Source organism: Corynebacterium sp. 13CS0277, from assembly GCF_002994655.1.
Classification (GTDB): domain Bacteria; phylum Actinomycetota; class Actinomycetes; order Mycobacteriales; family Mycobacteriaceae; genus Corynebacterium.
This window is the reverse complement of the sequence record NZ_PPDL01000021.1, coordinates 1-15,117: the sequence shown is the minus strand read 5'-3', so window position 1 is coordinate 15,117 and position 15,117 is coordinate 1. Positions and strand designations below refer to the sequence as shown.

11 protein-coding genes are annotated in these 15,117 nt (G+C 68.5%); 7 read left to right on the top strand and 4 right to left on the bottom strand.

Annotation, left to right across the window (positions count from 1 at the left end; all coding sequences use genetic code 11):
* The first annotated feature begins 197 nt into the window (after positions 1-197).
* Both hpf and secA read left to right on the top strand, forming a co-directional pair.
* Positions 198-839 carry a ribosome hibernation-promoting factor, HPF/YfiA family gene (gene hpf / locus C1Y63_RS09530; RefSeq protein WP_106016226.1) on the top strand — a complete coding sequence of 214 codons (642 nt, stop codon included), beginning with the start codon at positions 198-200 and terminating at the stop codon, positions 837-839.
* Positions 840-1,557: 718 nt separating this feature from the next.
* Positions 1,558-4,188, top strand: a complete 2,631-nt coding sequence (gene secA, locus C1Y63_RS09525) for a preprotein translocase subunit SecA (RefSeq protein ID WP_106016225.1) — start codon at positions 1,558-1,560, stop codon at positions 4,186-4,188.
* Between the two features lie 128 nt (positions 4,189-4,316).
* Here secA and C1Y63_RS09520 read toward each other — a convergent pair whose 3' ends face one another.
* Entirely contained in the window at positions 4,317-5,522 is a 1,206-nt protein-coding gene (locus C1Y63_RS09520; protein ID WP_106016224.1) for a hypothetical protein, read from the bottom strand.
* 684 nt (positions 5,523-6,206) lie between these two features.
* Between C1Y63_RS09520 and C1Y63_RS09515 the strand changes: the two genes are divergently transcribed.
* The 4 genes from C1Y63_RS09515 to C1Y63_RS09500 all read left to right on the top strand — a co-directional run bounded on the left by C1Y63_RS09515 (position 6,207) and on the right by C1Y63_RS09500 (position 9,909).
* A complete protein-coding gene (locus C1Y63_RS09515) occupies positions 6,207-6,620 on the top strand; it encodes an HAD family hydrolase (RefSeq protein WP_106016223.1) in 414 nt (137 codons plus the stop codon).
* Positions 6,621-6,625: 5 nt separating this feature from the next.
* A complete protein-coding gene (locus C1Y63_RS09510) occupies positions 6,626-7,129 on the top strand; it encodes a hypothetical protein (RefSeq protein WP_106016222.1) in 504 nt (167 codons plus the stop codon).
* A 305-nt stretch (positions 7,130-7,434) separates the two neighbouring features.
* The gene (locus tag C1Y63_RS09505) at positions 7,435-8,496 is read left to right on the top strand and encodes a ferredoxin reductase (protein WP_106016221.1); all 1,062 of its coding nucleotides are present in this window, start codon (positions 7,435-7,437) and stop codon (positions 8,494-8,496) included.
* 135 nt (positions 8,497-8,631) lie between these two features.
* The gene (locus tag C1Y63_RS09500) at positions 8,632-9,909 is read left to right on the top strand and encodes a fatty acid desaturase (protein ID WP_106016220.1); all 1,278 of its coding nucleotides are present in this window, start codon (positions 8,632-8,634) and stop codon (positions 9,907-9,909) included.
* A gap of 148 nt (positions 9,910-10,057) precedes the next feature.
* On the opposite strand, the gene C1Y63_RS09495 is transcribed toward C1Y63_RS09500, so the two are convergent.
* The 3 genes from C1Y63_RS09495 to aroA are packed head-to-tail and all read right to left on the bottom strand — an operon-like array spanning position 10,058 to position 13,918.
* On the bottom strand, positions 10,058-11,539 hold the full coding sequence (locus C1Y63_RS09495; RefSeq protein WP_369831041.1) for a chloride channel protein: 1,482 nt from the start codon (positions 11,537-11,539) through the stop codon (positions 10,058-10,060).
* 41 nt (positions 11,540-11,580) lie between these two features.
* A complete protein-coding gene (gene rsgA / locus C1Y63_RS09490; protein ID WP_106016219.1) occupies positions 11,581-12,606 on the bottom strand; it encodes a ribosome small subunit-dependent GTPase A in 1,026 nt (341 codons plus the stop codon).
* Between the two features lie 4 nt (positions 12,607-12,610).
* Positions 12,611-13,918, bottom strand: coding sequence for a 3-phosphoshikimate 1-carboxyvinyltransferase (gene aroA / locus C1Y63_RS09485; protein WP_233195673.1), 1,308 nt, complete (start codon positions 13,916-13,918; stop codon positions 12,611-12,613).
* A gap of 256 nt (positions 13,919-14,174) precedes the next feature.
* Here aroA and C1Y63_RS09480 point away from each other — a divergent pair, with 256 nt between their 5' ends.
* A complete protein-coding gene (locus tag C1Y63_RS09480) occupies positions 14,175-14,963 on the top strand; it encodes an SOS response-associated peptidase (RefSeq protein ID WP_106016217.1) in 789 nt (262 codons plus the stop codon).
* Positions 14,964-15,117: the final 154 nt, after the last annotated feature.

Here is a 15,117-nt window from a genome sequence, read left to right as displayed (position 1 = left end):
AACGCTGCGCGGGGGCGGTGGGGGTAAAAAATTTTTTTCACCCTCCACGCTGGGGCGATGGAAAAAATACGCCATACCGCTCGGCGCGATGGTTATGACCAGAGGTACTCTAAGGGTGTAGTAATTCCCGTCACCGCCTGCGGGGTTAGTAATCCCACTCACTACCGCGCGGTGGCCCGTACCGGGAGGTAAGTCACGTGACGACCCCTGCTGACATCAAGGTCAACATCACCGGACGCAACGTGGAGGTGCCCGACCACTTCGCTGAGCGCGTGCAGACGAAGCTCGCGAAGATCGCCCGCCTCGACCCGACCCTCACCTTCTTCCACGTCGAGCTGCAGCACGAGCCCAACCCGCGCCGTGCTGACTCCTCCGACAAGATCCAGATCACCGCGACCGGCAAGGGCCACATCGCCCGCGCCGAGGCGAAGGAAGATTCCTTCTACGCGGCTCTGGAGACCGCGCTGAGCCGCATGGAGCGCTCCCTGCGGAAGGTGAAGGCCCGCCGCAAGATCAGCCGCTCTGGCCACCGCACCCCGAAGCCGATGGACCAGGTCGCCGTGGAGCTCGCCGCCGAGGCTGCTGCCGCGAACGCGAAGGCTGAGCAGGAAGCTGTTGATCCTTACGCCGACACCGTCGACGATGTTCAGCCCGGCCAGATCGTGCGCACCAAGGAGCACCCCGCCACCCCGATGAGCGTCGATGACGCCCTGTCGGAGATGGAGCTCGTGGGCCACGACTTCTACCTCTTCGTCGATGAGGAGACCGGCCGCCCGAGCGTTGTCTACCGCCGCCACGCGTACGACTACGGTCTCATCGTTCTCGCCGAGAGCGAGTAACCCCAGGTAGCTGACGCTGCCTGACACGAGCCGCTACGCACGACACCTGCGCTGTGGGTTCGCGTGCGGTGTGCACGGGACGAGCACTCCAGGGTCGAATGCGTTGCCCCGCTCGTCCCGCCCCACAGCGGCGACGTTATTCCAGACGTTTCCCCTCTTTCTCTTCTTCGCCCTTTCTTTTTTCGCGCCCGCCCGGGATCGACGCCGTCACACGTGCAGCGTCCCGGGCGGGTGCGCGCATGTGCGCAGGTTCGCCCCAACGGGTGCGCGCCGCGGGTCTGCCGGGGTGCTGTGGGGTGGCAGCAGCGCCCACCGAGTGCCCCTGCATTCATCAGATGCGTTTCAAGACGCGTAGAATAGTCCCGACTTAGACTGACTCCGCCCGCGTGCCGCCGCACGTGCGCCCCAAAAGCGCACGCCACGCGCGACACCCGGGTGCTGTGCCACCCCACCGCTTCCTTAAGGTTCTTCTTAGACTTTTCCTCGGACGTGTCGACACTGCCGAGGTGGTGCGGTGGCGGGCCTGCCCGGTGCGCGTGGGATTGCTCACCGCGGGCGGGAGTCGTCGGATGACAAAAATATTTGAGTACACGTTGTTCTCGCCTGCTTCAGCACCACCCGGGTGCGTATCACCCTGGACGGTGCGTGCTGTGGCAGATGAGTGATTCGGGCGCGGCCGAGACGTGCCGAGTGAACTGACATTGAAGGATTATTGCCTGTGTTTGGACTTTCCAAGCTGCTTCGCGCTGGTGAAGGGCGCGCCGTCAAGCGCCTGAAGAAGATTGCCGATGAGGTGATCGCCCTCGAGCCGAAGTACGCCGATGTTTCCGACGAGGAACTGCGCGCCAAGACGGACGAGTTCAAGGAGCAGCTGGCGGCGGGGAAGACCGTCGACGATATTCTCCTTGACGCCTTCGCCGTCGCCCGCGAAGCCTCCTGGCGCGTGCTCAACCAGAAGCACTACCCGGTGCAGATCATGGGCGGCGCCGCCCTGCACTTCGGCAACGTCGCCGAGATGCGCACCGGTGAAGGTAAGACCCTGACCTGTGTGCTGCCCGCCTACCTCAACGCCCTCGAGGGCAAGGGCGTGCACGTCGTCACCGTCAACGACTACCTCGCCAAGCGTGACGCCGAGTGGATGGGCCGCGTGCACCGCTTCCTCGGCCTCGAGACCGACGTCATCCTCTCCGATATGACCCCGGAGCAGCGCCGCAAGGCCTACAACGCCGACATCACCTACGGCACCAACAACGAGCTCGGCTTCGACTACCTGCGCGACAACATGGCGCTGTCGACCAACGACCTCGTGCAGCGTGGCCACCACTACGCCATCGTCGACGAGGTGGACTCCATCCTCATCGACGAGGCCCGCACCCCGCTGATCATCAGTGGCCCCGCCGACGGCTCCTCTGCCTGGTACGCCAACTTCGCGCAGATCGCCCCCCGCATGCAGCGCGACGTCCACTACGAAGTCGACGAGCGGAAGCGCACCGTCGGTGTGAAGGAAGCCGGTGTCGAGTACGTCGAAGACCAGCTCGGCATCGACAACCTCTACGCGCCTGAGCACTCCCAGCTGGTCAGCTACCTGAACAACGCCATCAAGGCCAAGGAGCTGTTCACCAAGGACAAGGACTACATCATCCGCAACGGCGAGGTGATGATCGTCGACGAGTTCACCGGCCGTGTGCTGGCGGGCCGCCGCTACAACGAGGGCATGCACCAGGCCATCGAGGCCAAGGAAGGCGTGGAGATCAAGGCGGAGAACCAGACGCTCGCCACGATCACCCTGCAGAACTACTTCCGCCTCTACGACAAGCTGTCCGGCATGACCGGTACCGCCGAGACCGAGGCCAGCGAGCTGCACCAGATCTACAAGCTCAACGTCATCCCGATCCCGACGAACCGCCCCAACCAGCGCCAGGACCTCACCGACCTGGTGTACAAGACCCAGGAGGCGAAGTTCGCCGCCGTCGCCGACGACATCGCTGAGCGTGTCGCCGCCGGCCAGCCGGTGCTCGTCGGCACCACCTCCGTGGAGCGCTCCGAGTACCTCTCCCAGCTGCTGCAGTCCCGCCACATCCCGCACCACGTGCTCAACGCGAAGCACCACGAGAAGGAAGCGGAAATCGTCGCCCAGGCAGGCCTGCCGGGCGCGGTGACCGTGTCCACCAACATGGCCGGCCGCGGTACCGACATCGTGCTCGGCGGTAACCCCTCCATCCTCGCCGACATCAACCTGCGTGCCCGCGGCCTCGACCCCGTCGAGACCCCGGAGGAGTACGAGGCAGCCTGGCTCGGCGAGCTGGAGAAGATGCGCAAGAAGTCCGACGAGGCTGCGGAGCAGGTCCGCCAGGCCGGCGGCCTGTACGTCCTCGGCACCGAGCGCCACGAGTCCCGCCGCATCGACAACCAGCTGCGTGGTCGTGCCGGCCGTCAGGGCGACCCGGGCACCACCCGCTTCTACCTGTCCATGCGCGACGAGCTCATGCTGCGCTTCGTCGGCCAGCGCATGGAGAACATGATGAACCGCCTCAACGTGCCGGACGACGTGCCGATCGAGGCCAAGATGGTCACCAACTCCATCAAGGGCGCGCAGAGCCAGGTGGAGAACCAGAACTTCGAGATGCGTAAAAACGTCCTGAAGTACGACGAAGTCATGAACGAGCAGCGCAAGGTCATCTACCGTGAGCGCCGCGAAATCCTGGAGGGCCGCGACGTGGCCGACCAGGTGCAGTCCATGATCGACGAGACCATCACCGACTACGTGGCCGCCGCCACCGCCAACGGCTACGTGGAGGACTGGGACCTCGACGAACTGTGGCGCGCACTCAACGCCCTCTACGGCCCGTCGATGACCTGGCAGTCCCTCGTCGAGGGCACCGAGTACGGCGGCCGCGGCGACCTGAGCGCAGCCGACCTCATCGACGCGCTCACCAAGGACGCGCACGCCCAGTACCAGGTGCTCGACGACGCCATCTCGCAGATTGCCGGCCCCGCCCAGATGCGCGACATGGAACGCCGCGTCATTCTGTCCGTGGTCGACCAGAAGTGGCGTGAGCACCTCTACGAGATGGACTACCTCAAGGAGGGCATCGGCCTGCGCGCCATGGCGCAGCGCGACCCGCTGGTCGAGTACCAGAAGGAAGGCGGCGACATGTTCAACGCCATGAAGGACGCCATCAAGGAAGACACCGTCCGTCGTCTCTTCGCCTCCCGCGCGGAAATCCTCCCGCAGATCCAGGCCGCCGGTTCCGCCGACATCAACCACGACGGCACCGTCGACGACAAGGACTACGGCATCGACAACGGACCGAAGGAAATGACCACCTCCGGCCCTGAAGAGGTCTAAACCCTTTTCGCAGCGCACGCGCCGCCACCTCTGGCGCCTGCCTGTTCGTCCATGCCCCGCCAGGAGACACCTGGCGGGGCATGCGGCGTTTGTACGGCCCCACACCGGCATGTGCGCCACCGGGCGGCTCAGGAACCGGACAGTCGCAGGTGCAACAGCTGCCAGCCTTTCGTGGTGTGCACGCACATGCCCGTGAGCAGCCCCTTGGCGCCGCGGGCGCGGAACGTGCCATTGAACTCCACCTGCAGGCCTGCGCGGGTACCCGCCGCATCGGTGGCGTACTCGCGCGCCAAGTCCGCAGCCGTCGGCGAGGGCGGATCGTAGGCGACGCGAAGGGCGTCCTCCCGGGCCTTTAAGTAGCGCACCCGGAGGCGCGCTGCGGGGGTGGCGAAGTGCCAGCGGGGCCGGTGCAGCACCCGCAGTTCCCCCAGAACGACGACCGCCCGCCCGGTGGCGACCCGCCGGTTGCGGCACTCCACCCGCACCTGTGGGGAGTATTCCGGCGTCATCACGTCACGCAGGGGGCGTTGCCCGTGGGCGACGGCGAGAGCGTGCTCGACGAGGCTGGCCACCGTGGAGTGGGTATCCATGTCGGCGGCGAGGGTGCCCGGCAGGCCCAACCCCACCGCTGCCAGGCCATGGACGGCCGCGTCCTGCCCGGCATTCAGGTCAGGCGCGCTGGCGTCCTGGTGCGGGGCCGGGGTGAGCACTTGGAGGGTGTGGCAGCCCGGCATGCGGGCGAACGTGGTGGGGAACAGCGGGGGTGGGTCGGGCGCCCGCAGTGGCGCGGCGCCGGTGACCGCCTCGGCTGCCTCCCCGTCGTCGTGGGGTGCCGCCCCGGGAGGGGTGCCGCGGGAAGCCTCCGCACCGCGCACAGGCGGCCCCGGGACGGGGGTCGTGGGCGGCTGCTGCGCGGTGCGGGCCTGCTGCAGCAGGCGTGCGATGGAGGTGGCCTCCGCGCTGCGGGAGGGGTGCATTGCCATGGCCCGCGCCCGTGCGTAGACCACCGAGGCATTGGAGACCTCCACCGCCAGCGGCCGGGCCGCATCCTCCGGTTGATGGGATGGGGCGGCAGGTGCTCCGGCGGGTTGTGGTGCCATCGCGCGCCGCCCGTGGATGACTGCGGGCGCGGACGCGGCGCTGCGCAGGGTTTCCCGCGCCAGCGCCCGTGACGGGGTGGCGCCGGCCTCTGGGGGTGTGAGGGGCTGGGCCGCGTCGGGGAGGGCAACGAGCGCCACGCCCTGCGGGGCGACGGCCGGCCGTGCGCCGCCGGGGTGCACGCCGGTCGCTCGCGCTGCGGGAGGGGATTCGATGGTGTGGACAACATCACTCATGACAGGAACTTTCGGTCACCAAGGGGCTAAGGACATCAGGCACGCGCACGCCACCGCGGAGGGATCCTCCCGGGGGTGAGCCGTGCATCTCTTCCACCCAGGGGGTTCGCGGTGTGGTCGGTCTGGGGAGCGTGGGGCGAGTGCGCCCTCGTGCCGTGGGCGCACTGTCGAAGGCAGCCCGGTGGGGGCGTGGGCATGCCGTCTACCTCCCTAGAGTCACCTGCTGTGAGAAATGGTTCCTTGCCCGTCGTTGATGCAGGTCCGCCCGGGTTGGGCCGGTGCCGGATGCGCTGTCATGGGATAGGCGCAACGCGCCTCCCGGGCGCTGGCGCTGAGAGGTGGGAGTGCGCAAGCGGGGGTGTGCCGCCGGGGGTGCTGTGTGATTGCGCTCACCGAGGGTGGGCGACAGGGGAGAGGGTTGTCGGCTAACTTCTTTGTCACGGTGTTCCCACGCCCCGGCGTGCGCGATGTCTGCCCGCGGTGCCTATCAATTGTGGGCGGCGCATCTGTGCCGTGGCTGGTAGAACGAAACGTGGAAGGGGCGCCCCGCCGACCCGTGCTTCGCGCGGGTGGATGTGGGGGCGCGATGACGACAACACAGGTGCCTCCGGGTGGCCGCCACGCGCGGTGCCCGTCGATGGTGCGGAGGAGAAGACAATGAATTTTCGTAGGGACGCGCACGTCATGCGCGGTCTGATCGTGGACTACTGCGGCGTGCTCGACGGCAGTGATGAGGATGTGCGCCGCTGGAAGGCGTTGCTCGCGGAGCTCAAGGCCCACGGCGTGCAGCTGGCCATCCTGTCCAACACGGAGGCCGATGGCCGCCTGGCGGAGGACATTCGCCAGTGGCTGGCCGACGGCATCGTCGACGCCGTGGCCCTGTCCGGTGAGATTGGTGCCGAAAAGCCCGACACCAAGGCCTTCGACATCGCCGCCGGTTTCCTGGATCTGCCGATGAACGACTGCGTCTTCGTCGACGACAACATTCTCAACGTGCGCGGTGCAGTGGACTCTGGCCTGGTGGGCGTGTTCTACCAGCACTTCGATCGTGCCGTGGTGGAGATCTGCGGCATGTTCGGCATGGACGGGGAGTACTAGGCCCCATGCGTGTCTATCTGCCGTCCACCTTTGATCACCTGGCGCAGCTGCACGCCGAAGGCTCCCACCCGGTGGTGGGCGGCTACGGGTTCACTGCGACCCCGGCGCTCATCGAGGCGTTCGAGGGCCTGGAGCTTGAGGACGTGGAGTACTACGCCTTCCTCGACGCCGCTGAGGCCTCCCTGCGGCTGCTGCACGCAGGCGTGGAGAACCAGCCGCACCGGCGGGTTGTCGTCAGCGTCGACATTGACGATGCGGCCTGCACCATCGACGAGGAGCTGGGTGACAGTGTGGTGTCCGTGGCGGTCGACCGGGTGCCGATGAAGCACATCGCCTCCATCCACATTGATCCCGCCGCGAACGAGGAGGCCACCGCCGCGGCCGTCGCCGCGATCGTGGAATCCGACCTGGGGGAGGAGGACGCCGCCAACACGGTGGCGGACGCGCAGGATAACTTCATGGCCTATCGGGAGCCCTCCCACCTCGAGCGTTTCCTGACGAACCCTTAAATCAGCGGGTGTGTGACGCGGCAGTGCGGCTGCCGCCCTAACCCCGGTGCCCCGGCATCTCACGTCCATGAGCGTGAGACGCTGCGGCACCGGGGTTCTGTGCTGTCTGGGGCGGGGCGGCGGCAGGTGGGTGCAGCGTGCCTGTGGTTGCGGGGGTAGCGGTGGGGGAGGGCAGCAGAACTGCTTTGTGGGCAACACTAGACAGTGAACTTACGGGCTAGTAGGCTACGGGTCCGTAGCTTCGTGTGGTGGGCCGAGTCCTTCGTCCAGGCCCCCGGCGATAACCCAACGCACAAAGGACTGCCGTGGCAGAACACTCACGCTTAAGGCGCATCCTGCGCCGCTTCACCACCCCCCTGTTGCCCGACGACTACACCCAGCTGGTCAACCCCCTGTGGTCCGCCCGGGAACTCCGCGGTCGCATCGTGCACGTCACCCGCGCCACCCCCGACACAGTCACCCTCGGGATCAAACCCGGCTGGGGCGTGCCGGTCGACTTCCATCCCGGCCAATACATCGGCATCGGGGTGCCCATTGACGGCCGCTACACCTGGCGCAGCTATTCGTTGACCTGCGCCCCACAGCCCGCCAGCGGGCACCTGGAAATCACCGTCCGCGCCGTCGAGAAAGGCAAACTCTCCACCCACTTGGTGAGCGGCGCACACCCCGGCATGACGGTGCGGCTCGCGGCACCGGCCGGCGACTTCCACCTCCCGGAGCCGCTGCCGGAGGCGCTGCTGTTCCTCACCGCCGGCACCGGGATCACCCCGGTGGTGAGCATGCTCCGCAGCATGGAGGACCGCCTCGCCCCCGGGGCACACACCTTCCCCACCGACTGCGTGCTTGTGCACTCGGTCCGCAGCGAAGCCGACCTGCTCTTCGCCGAGGACCTGCGGCGGGCTGAAGCCCGCGGGGTGCGCGTCCACGTGCACCTCACCGGCACCCAGGGGCGGATCACCCCTGACAATCTCAGCACCCTCGTGCCCGATGCGGCTCAGCGGGAGGTCTTCGCCTGCGGGCCGGAGGCCATGTTGCAGGCGCTGGAAACCTGGGCGGAGCGCACAGGGGCACGCCTCCACACGGAGCGCTTCACCCTCGACCGCGCGAGCGACGCGCAGGGCGGGCTCGTCACCTTCGGCACCCGCGGCAGCATCCAGGTCGACGGGGCCACCACCCTCCTGGAGGCGGGGGAGCAGGCCGGCATCCAGCTGCCCTTCGGCTGCCGCATGGGCATCTGCCAAACCTGCGTCCAGCAAGTCCAGCACGGGCACGTCACCGACCTGCGCACCAGTGACGTCAAAGGCCCCGGCGAGCGGGTCCGCACCTGCGTGTGCGTCGCCAACGGGGACGTCACCCTCGACGTGTAGCGCGCACGCCACCCCAGGGGCGGCGTAGTCCGCGCACTGGCCGTGCAGGCCCCGCCACCGTGTGGGAGCTTCCCCTTCCCGCGTTCTTTACTTTCCCATTTCTGTTCACCACCCCCACGTCCCTAGGAGAACCCCATGGCCATCGACAACATCAAGGCCTACAGCCACCTGACTGACGCCGACATCGAAGAGATCGGCCGCCGCTTCGACGCCATCCAGGAGCGGGTGAAAAACTCCCTCGGCGAGCGCGACGTCGCCTACATCCACAACCTCATCCGCTTCCAGCGCGGCTGCGAAATCGCCGGCCGGGCCGCCCTGCTGTTCAGCCACAAGAAGCCTCTGTTCTGGGCGGGGGCGGGCCTGCTGGGCCTGTCGAAGGTGCTGGAGAACATGGAGATCGGCCACAACGTCATCCACGGCCAGTGGGACTGGATGAACGACCCCGAGATCCACTCCACCACCTGGGAGTGGGACATGACCTGCCCGAGCTCCCAGTGGATGCACTCCCACAACTACGTCCACCACAAGTTCACCAACATCCTCGGCATGGACAACGACGTCGGCTACGGCGTGCTGCGAGTGACCCGCGACCGCCGCTGGTCGCCGTTCTTCGCCTTCCAGCCGGTGACGAACTTCGTGCTGGCGAGCCTGTTCCAGTGGGCGGTGGCGTTCTACGACGTGGAACTTGGGCGCTTCTTTAGCGGCAAGCAGGACTGGGCGACGACCGCACCGCGTTTCTGGGAGGCAGTCGCCAAGTCGAAGCGGCAGGTCACCAAGGACTACATCCTGTTCCCCGCGCTGAGTGGCCCGAACTTCGGCCACACCATGAAAGCCACCATGATCGCCAACCTCATCCGCAACTACTGGTCCTATGCGGTGATCTTCTGCGGGCACTTCCCCGACGAGACGGAAACGTTCACCAAGGAGCAGTTCGCGACGGAGACCCGCGGCGAGTGGTACCTGCGGCAGATGCTCGGGTCGGCGAACTTCCACGGCGGCACGATCCTCACGATCCTCTCCGGCAACCTCAACTACCAGATTGAGCACCACCTCTTCCCCGACATGCCCTCGAACCGGCTGGCGGAAGTCAGCCGGGAGGTGCGCGCCATCGCCAAGGAGTACGACCTGCCGTACAACGTCGACAGCTTCCCGAAGCAGCTGCTCAAGGTGCAGCGCACCCTGCTGAAGCTGACGCTGCCGAACAAGTTCTTGGCGGCCAGCCGTGACAACGCCCCGGAGGTGCGCTCTAATCGGGCGCTCACCCCGGAGGTCGAAACCCACCTGCATGTCGGTGCGGACGAGGCGGGGCACCGGGCGGGCCTGGTGCCGGCACTGCGGATGCTCAAAGAGCTGCGCCCCGGGGTGGTGGCCGGCGTGCGGCACCTGCTGGGCGCGGCGTTCCGCCGGGTCTAAACTGCCTTCTCCCATCCGGTCCCGCAGAGGCGCGTCCCAGTCCCGCAGGGGCACACCCGGACCCGTCCCTCAGATAGCCGCCTGCACCGGGGAGCCATCAGCGTCAGGCAGCCGTGGCCCCCGGGCGGAGTGGCGTGGGCCGTGGGCGCTAGGTGGCCTGCGTCCACTGGGTGGGCGCCCAGATCGTGGCCTTCGATTCCTTGTCGATGAGCACCGCCCACGCCCGGGTGGCCAGCGCTGCGGCGATGACGGTGACGAACATCGCCAGGTAGCCCTGGGCGGGCATGTCGGTGAACTCCACGGCCGCGAGCATGCCAAACATGGGTGCCGCCATCGTCGTCGACAAAAACGCCGCCGCCCCCATGAGCGCGAACGCGCCCAGCGGCAGCGTGGGGAACAACGGGTGCAGCACCGTGCCGACCGCCGCCCCAATGAGTGCCCCCAGCGCGAACGCCGGGGTGAGGGTACCGCCCACGGCGCCGGTGCGGAAGCACAACAACGTCACCGCGGCGCGCGCCACCCCCAGCACAAGCATCATCGACACCGTCATCTCGTCAAACAGCAGCAGCTGCGCCGCGTAGCGCCCATTGCCCGACACTCCGGGGATCACGAGCGCGAGGGCGGCGACGACGAGGAACGCCAGCGGCATCTGCCACAGCACCTGGGTGCCGCGGGCCCGGCGGGCCGCCACCTTGCGGGCTGCCCGGCCAAAGAAGTGGCCCGCCGAGCCGGCGAGGGCACCCACAATGATGGCGACAAGGAGCACCTCGGGGCGCTCCGAGAGGGTGACCGCCCGGTAGATGGGGTGGTGGTGCACGAACAGGCTCGTCGTGGCCACCGCCGTCGCGGAGCACACCATCGCCGCCACCACCGTGCGGGTGGTGAACTCCAGCAGCAGCAACTCCAGGGTGAACAGCGCGCCCGCGAGCGGCAGATGGAACGACGCAGCCAGCCCCGCCCCCGCCGCGGAGGCCACCAGGATCCGCCGGGAGGCGGCATCAATGTGCAGGGAGCGCGTCATGCCGGCCGCCGCCAAACCGCCGAGGAGCCGGGGTGCGTTCTCCCGGCCGACGGGCGCGCCCGCAGCCACACTCATGACCTGGAGGAACGCGCTGGCCAGGGTTTCCGGCACGGGCATGTGTTCCCCCTTCATTGCGCCGGGAACGCTGACGGTGGGGCGGCCGAAGCGGCCGAGGAGGAACCACGCCACCGCGGTGACCACCCCCACCCCGACGAGCGTCCACGCCAGGCGCGCCGGCGCCACGGTCTCCCCGGGGCCGAGGGTAGCGATGTGGTCGGTGCCGTACACGAGCCTCTCGGTGCCGATGACCGCCCAGTTAATCGCCGCCACCAACACCCCGGTGACCACACCTGCGATGATCGCGAACAGGGCCAGCCGGTTGAGCGGGGTTTCCGTGATCCAGGCCCGCCCGCCCGGGGCCTCCGGTGCGGGTGGCGCGGGCGGCGGGGTCGGGCCGCTGGGGCCAACGACCCCAGGGGTGACAGGATCGCGGGCGAGGCGGGGGTGCGGCTCCCGGTCGAGGTGCCCCTCGGCGCGGGTGCGTTCCTCCAGTGCGCGTCCCGTGGCGTCCTTCGCGCGGGAATGCCCGCTGCCAATCCACCAACCCACGTCCAACCTCCAGTGTCGACAACGTCCCCGCCCGCAGGCGGCTACTCCCAGTCCACGTTCTGCCGCAGCGCCCGAATGAGCCGCAGCACCGCCTGGAACCGCCGCCCCGAGGTGCCCTCCAACTCGGCGAGGGCACAGCCCGGCTCGTCGTGGGAACACCCACGCGGGCAGTCCTCGGCGGCGGCCCGCAGATCATCAAACACGTCGACGATGGTGTCGGCATCGACGTGCGCCAACCCGAAGGAACGAATACCTGGGGTGTCGATGATCCAGCCGCCCTGCGGCAGCGGCAACGCCACCGACTGGGTGGAGGTGTGCCGGCCCTTGCCGACACCGCTGACCGCACTCGTCGCCCGGTCCGCGTCCGGCACCAGGCGGTTGACGAGCGTCGACTTGCCCACACCCGAGTGCCCAATCAGGGCGGTCACTTTGCCGCGGGTGACGTCCTCCACCGGGGTGATGGGGTCCTCGGTGCCACACACCACGACAGGAACATCCAGGTCGGCGAACTCGGCGGCGAAAGCACTCGGGTCCGCCAGGTCCGACTTCGTCAAGCACACAATCGGGGTGCAGCCCCCCACGAAGGCGGCGATGAGCGCGCGCTCCACGAACCCGGTGCGGGGCGGCGGGTCCGCCACCGCGCACACGATGAGCAGCTGGTCGGCGTTGCCGACGACGACGCGCTCGTAGGCGTCCGTGTCGTCCGCCGTGCGCCGCAGCACGCTGGTGCGGTCGGCGAGTTTCACGATGCGGGCGAGTGTGCCCGGCGCGCCCGAGGTATCGCCGACGATGCCGACCCGGTCGCCGACGACGATGGGGGTGCGGCCCAGTTCGCGGGCGCGCATGCACACAATGGGGCTGACCTGGTGGTTGCCGTCGTTGAGGATCTCGGCGGCGTCGGCGTCGAGGACCACGCCCCAGCGGCCGCGGTCCTTGGACACCACCATGCCGAATTGGGCGTCGTTGTGGGTGGGGCGGTCTTTCGTGCGGGGGCGGGAGCCTTTCCCGGGGCGGACGCGGATGTCGCTTTCGTCGACGTAGCGGGAGGAGCTGCGGGCGCGGGCCATGGGGCTACTGCTCCTCGCCGTCGAGCATGCGCTGCCACATGTGCTCGAACCCGGGCAGGGTTTTCGCGGTGGTGGCGATGTTGTCGATCTCCATGCCGGGGGTCACCAACCCGAGGATGGCGCCGGCGGTGGCCATGCGGTGGTCGTCGTAGGACAGCCACTGCGCGCCCGTGAGGGTGGGCGTGCCGGTGATGCGCAGCCCGTCGGCCTCGTCCGTGGCAGTGCCGCCGACGCGGGTGATCTCCGTCGCCAGGGCTTTGAGGCGGTCGGTTTCGTGTCCGCGCAGGTGCGCAATACCGGTGAGCTGGGATTCCCCGCCCGCCAGGGCGCACAGGGCCGCCACGGTCGGCGTGAGTTCGCCAATGTCGCCCATGTCCCAGGAGATGGGGGACAGGTGCGCGGCACCGGGGCCAGTGACCGTGAGCTCCGCGGCATGATCGCCCGTGTCGCGGAGAGTGCAGGTGGCGCCCATCGCGGTAGCGATGCGGCGGAACTCGTCCCCCGGCTGGGTGGTGGTCTGGGGCCAGGGCATCGTCACCGTGCCCCCGGTGACCATCGCCGCCGCGAGGAACGGCGTCGCATTCGACAGGTCCGGTTCGATGAGCCATTCCCGGCCCGCGATGGGGCCCGGGTGCACCGACCAGGTGGAGTGCTCCACATCGACGTCGACGCGGACACCCGCCTCGCGGAGCATCGCCACCGTCATGTCGATGTGCGGCAGCGACGGCAGGGTGGCGCCGACGTGGCGCACCGTGATGCCCTCGTCGAAACGGGCGGCCGATAGCAGCAACCCGGAGACGAACTGGGAGGAACCCGAGGCGTCGATGGTGACCTCCCCGCCGCGGGCCCGACCGGTCCCGATGACCGTGAACGGCAACTTATCGCCGCTCACCGCCACGCCCAGGTCCTTCAAGGCCGTCAGGATGGTGCCCATCGGGCGGTTACGGGCGTACTCGTCGCCGTCGAAGGACACCTGCCCGGAGGCCAGTGCGGCCACCGGCGGCACGAACCGCATGACGGTGCCCGCCAAACCGCAATCGACGTGGCCGCCCACCAGCGGCGCCGGGGTCACATGAATCACCTCGTCGCCGGTGGACTCCTCGACGCGGGTGTCGATCCGCACGCCCATGGCGCGCAGTGCCCGCATCATGAGATCCGAGTCGCGGCTCCGCAGCGCACCACGAATCCGGGACGGGGACTCGGCGAGTGCGGCCAGGATCAGCGCGCGGTTCGTCATCGATTTCGAGCCCGGAACCTGCACGCGGGCAGTGATCGGGGCATCGGCTGTGGGAGCGGGCCAAAAATTTCTCACGCACCCATCCTAAGGGAGAGCCCTCACACCGCCAGCCCTCGTGGGGTGGCAGGGTCCACAGGCTCCCCGCCAGCGGGTGCTGCCATCCACACCCCCGTGAACAGTGCCGCACCACCGGCACCGTACGACACGGCGCTGGCAGCCCCGACACCGTCTGCGGACGCTTCCCCCTGGCGGGCTGGGTAGGCTCAAGCGCACACGACACGGCCCCCGCACCACGCCGCGGGCCACCGGGACCAAGCCAAGGGAGACCACGATGTGCGGACGCTTCGTGCTGTACGCGACAGAAGACGACATGGCCACAGCACTCCTCGACATCACAGGCCGGGTGCTCTACCCCTTCGGCATGCCCCCAGAGCGCTACAACATCGCGCCGACCACCCCCATCCCCATCATCACCCGGCACAGCACCCTGCGCGCCCACACCCCGAGCGAATACCACGCCACCCTGCCCCAGGGTGACGACGCCGGCGCGGCCCACCCCGACGAGCTCGTGGTGGTGCCCGCCCGCTGGGGGCTGATCCCCCGCTGGGCGACAGACGTGCCGACCTATTCCACGTTCAACGCCCGGGTCGAAACCGCCGCAACCAAACCCACCTTCCGGGGCGCGTGGCGCGAACAGCGGGCACTGATCCCCATGAACGCCTACTACGAGTGGCACGACAAACAGCCTTACCTCATCCGCCAGGCGGGCACGATGCTGTTCGCCGCCGCACTGTTCGACACCGGCTGCGCACGACTGTCGACCACCATGGTCACCGGCCCCGCGGAAGGGGCACTGGCGGCCGTGCACCACCGGATGCCGCTGTTCGTCGAGGGGCCTGCCGCCCGCGCTTGGCTCGACGGGGAGGACGACGTCCCCCGCGCCCACGTGCCCGCAGTCACCATCAGTCCCGTGGACCGCGCGGTCGGATCCGTCGCCCACCAAGGCCCCCACCTCATCGACCCCAACGGTCCACCCCTGGATACCACCCAGCGCGCCGGGGCAGACGCGCCCGCAGGCGCCCCGGGGCATGCGGGGGAGGAGCAGCAGACGCTGCTCTAGCTGTACTTCCTCGCGAGGTTGTGAACGCTGCGCGAAGGACGGGGCCTGCTAGGCCGTGTTAGGAAAGTCGCTTCAGTGCCTGGCGGATGCCTGCGATGATCACCGTGGACTCAAAATGCACCGCGAGCTTGTCGACACGTAACGCCACAGCCCG

Excerpts from the sequence above, each read along its gene's own strand:
- C1Y63_RS09520 (WP_106016224.1), bottom strand. The coding sequence starts at position 5,522 with ATGAGTGATGTTGTCCACACCATCGAATCCCCTCCCGCAGCGCGAGCG.
- C1Y63_RS09510 (WP_106016222.1), top strand. The coding sequence starts at position 6,626 with ATGCGTGTCTATCTGCCGTCCACCTTTGATCACCTGGCGCAGCTGCAC.
- rsgA (WP_106016219.1), bottom strand. The coding sequence starts at position 12,606 with ATGGCCCGCGCCCGCAGCTCCTCCCGCTACGTCGACGAAAGCGACATC.
- C1Y63_RS09515 (WP_106016223.1), top strand. The coding sequence starts at position 6,207 with ATGCGCGGTCTGATCGTGGACTACTGCGGCGTGCTCGACGGCAGTGAT.
- C1Y63_RS09500 (WP_106016220.1), top strand. The coding sequence starts at position 8,632 with ATGGCCATCGACAACATCAAGGCCTACAGCCACCTGACTGACGCCGAC.
- C1Y63_RS09480 (WP_106016217.1), top strand. The coding sequence starts at position 14,175 with ATGTGCGGACGCTTCGTGCTGTACGCGACAGAAGACGACATGGCCACA.